The following is a 2,703-nucleotide window of genomic DNA, read 5'->3' as shown; positions in this document are numbered from 1 at the left end:
TGCCGGCGGGCTGCGCTCAGGCTGCCCGCTGCACCTCGACGACCAGCCGACGGCCGAGTGCGAGCAGGGCCGCTTCGATCTGGTCGAGCTTTGAGTGGTGGTTCACGTCGAGCAGACGATCGACCTGCGGCGGGTGGACACCGAGTGCCCGCACGAGATCGGCCTTGCGCCAGCCGGTTTCGATCATCGCGTTGCTGAGCAGCGCCTTCGCGGCCGTCAGCGCCGGCACGTAGACCGCGTGTTCGCCGGGCTCGGGCGCAGAAGGCATCGGCACCGGGCGGCGTTCGTCGATGTAGATGCCGATCGTGGTTTCCAGCCCCTCGACGGCAAGCCGGAGGGCATCCTCGATGCTGTCGCCGACCCCGACGAATTCCGGCAGGTCACGGCAGGTGCTCATGAACCCGACGGTGTCGGGGACGACGTTCAGGGCATAGGCCAGCATGGTGGTCTCCTGTTGCGGCCGGGGGCAAAGCCAGCGAGAAACCGGGCATCAACTGAGCCCCAGCTGTTTCAGAATCGATTTCCGGACGCCTTCAGGGATTTCCTTCGCCCCGTGGTATGGCACCGGCACCGTCCTGCCGTTGTACGTCGCCTTCAGGTAGTGACGACCCTTGCCCTGACTGATCTCGGCGCCGTGACTCTTCAGCCATCTGACGAACTCGCTGTACTTCATCCTCCGGCCTCTTGGTTTGCTAAAGGCGAAATACAACAGAAGTGATGTCGAGTAAACAGGCGCCGGAGGATGACGGGCGGGTCAGATGTCTGTCCCCGGGTGAGCGGTTTCAGCCCTCGCCGCGTCCGAACGTCCCGAGTCCGAAATGGCAGCCGAAGCCGAGCGCCAGCGGTCCGCTGACCGGTTCCGGAAAGCGCAGTTCGAGCGCGTGACCGCGGGCGTCGGGCTGGACGGCGACCGGCTTGCGGCGGAAGCGGTGGAAATCGAGCGGGCGCAGCCGGCGGCCGGCGACTTCGATGTGCTCCAGCTCCCGGACTTCCGGTTCCGCCAGCCCGCGCTCGCGGCATTCGCGCCGTATCTGCTCGGCGGCCCCGAAGCCGCGTTTCACATGCCAGGGGTGCAGGTACGGCGTCGTGCTGCGCCAGACCGTGGCCTTGCCGAGCAGCCGCCCGGCGTCCCCGTCCGGTGGCGTGGCGGCGCGGCCGAACCATTCGGGCAGCAGTTGCCAGGCGCGGGTGTCGGTGTCGTCGGCATCGCCGTCTCCGGCGGACCTGCGCCGGGCCGGTTCGCGCAGTTCGCCCGGATCGGCCAGCACGCCGAACACCCCGGCCGGGATGCCGTCCGGCACGTGGATCAGCACATGGTCGATGCGGCCGTCGCCGCCGGCGCTCTCGGCGAGCCAGAAGGCATGGGCGTGGGGATTGCCGGGCGGCAGGTCGTGGCCGCTGATCAGCGCGGGCACCGGCGGGTGGCAGGCGCGCAGGACGGTGCTGCGCAGCCATTCGCCGACGCGGATCGCATCCTCGATGCGCGGCAGCGGCCGGCCGTACAGCGCGTAGCGCACCGTGTCGATCGCCGGCCCGGGGCGGCGGTCGTGCCGGGGTGCGGACGGTCGTGCCGGGCGGCGGCGATACGGAATCTCGATGGCTGCGGGCGGGCGGTTCCAGCCGGCTTTCTGCAGCGCGCCGGTCTCGACGGCCAGCGCATCGAGCCAGTCGGCCGGCAGCGTGTCGGCGATGCGCCGGGCGCGGCCGAACTCGGTCAGCGCGCGGCTGCGGAACCCGGCGTAGCCGGCCGCCGGACGGGCGGCGAGCAGCCGCAGCATTTCGCCGCCGTCGCCGCCGCCGCCGTCGTTTTCGGCATCGGCATCGGCCTCGACCGGCACGCAGTCGGGCCGCCGTCCGGCCGGCGGTGCTTCGCGCACGGCCTCGACCCAGCTTTCGGCGCGCCCGAGATAGCCGAGGCCGTCGAGCAGCGTATCGAGCAGTTCGAGCTGCTCGGCGTCGAGTTCGAGCGTCGGCCAGACGGCATGCACCGGCTGCCCGGTCTCGATGCGCAGGAAGGCGTCGAATACCAGCGTGGTCTTGTCGCGGGTCGGCAGGTAATGGCGGCTGTGCGCCGGCATCGACGGCGGCAGGTGGAATTGCGGGGGCTGCGCGGCGAGCCGGTCGAGCAGCGCCGCGAGCTGCGCGCGCGGCCAGCGCACCGGATCGAGCTTGCGGTGCCAGACGGCGAGCAGCGCGCGCAGCAGCCGCCACGGTTCGGGCGGCCAGGCGACGGCGGCCTCGTTGACGTGGCGGCCCCAGGGCGTGGCGTGGTAGCGCCCGCCGGGAAAGCGGAAGGCGATCGCGAGCATCGCGTCAGCCCAGGTCGAGGCCGGTCTGACTGTCGTCGTCGCCGTCCTCCGGCTTCTTCGCCTCCTTGCCCTTCTTCGGCTTGCCGGCGGACTTGCCCTTTTCCCAGCGCACCGGCGTCGCGCGTGGCTCGGCGAAGCCGCCGGCGGTGGCAACCGCTTCGATCAGTCCCGGCAAGGCCGCTTCGAGTTCGGCACGCTCCGGCAGCGTCCAGCCGGCCGGGCGCGTGATGCGCAGCTCCACGCATTCGAGGTCGCAGGCGGTGCGCAGGCGCAGACCCTCGTCGAGCAGCAGCCGGATCTTCAGCAGTGCCACGGCGATCAGCAGTTGTTCGGCGGCAGCCCCGAGGCCGTAGCCGCGGATTTGCGCGAGGTCGAGGTTGAAGAAGGCGGTGAT

At 71.0% G+C, this 2,703-nt stretch carries 3 protein-coding genes and 1 pseudogene; all 4 read right to left on the bottom strand.

Going from position 1 to position 2,703, the window contains the following annotated elements; genetic code table 11:
* Positions 1–16: 16 nt before the first annotated feature.
* Positions 17–442, bottom strand: a complete 426-nt coding sequence (locus tag PKE44_RS15975; protein WP_324553104.1) for a type II toxin-antitoxin system HicB family antitoxin — start codon at positions 440–442, stop codon at positions 17–19.
* 48 nt (positions 443–490) lie between these two features.
* Positions 491–673, bottom strand: a complete 183-nt coding sequence (locus PKE44_RS15970; protein ID WP_324553101.1) for a type II toxin-antitoxin system HicA family toxin — start codon at positions 671–673, stop codon at positions 491–493.
* 109 nt (positions 674–782) lie between these two features.
* Positions 783–2,309, bottom strand: coding sequence for a type I-U CRISPR-associated protein Csb2 (csb2, locus tag PKE44_RS15965; protein WP_324553099.1), 1,527 nt, complete (start codon positions 2,307–2,309; stop codon positions 783–785).
* Between the two features lie 4 nt (positions 2,310–2,313).
* Positions 2,314–2,703: pseudogene (locus PKE44_RS15960) on the bottom strand (hypothetical protein); the annotation flags it as partial.

Source organism: Plasticicumulans sp., from assembly GCF_035331805.1.
In the GTDB taxonomy this organism is placed as follows: domain Bacteria; phylum Pseudomonadota; class Gammaproteobacteria; order Competibacterales; family Competibacteraceae; genus Plasticicumulans.
This window is presented reverse-complemented; position numbering and strand designations above follow the sequence as displayed.

What these genes read in the sequence shown, in the direction of transcription:
- csb2 (WP_324553099.1), bottom strand. Translation starts at nt 2,309, where the DNA reads ATGCTCGCGATCGCCTTCCGCTTTCCCGGCGGGCGCTACCACGCCACG.
- PKE44_RS15970 (WP_324553101.1), bottom strand. Translation starts at nt 673, where the DNA reads ATGAAGTACAGCGAGTTCGTCAGATGGCTGAAGAGTCACGGCGCCGAG.
- PKE44_RS15975 (WP_324553104.1), bottom strand. Translation starts at nt 442, where the DNA reads ATGCTGGCCTATGCCCTGAACGTCGTCCCCGACACCGTCGGGTTCATG.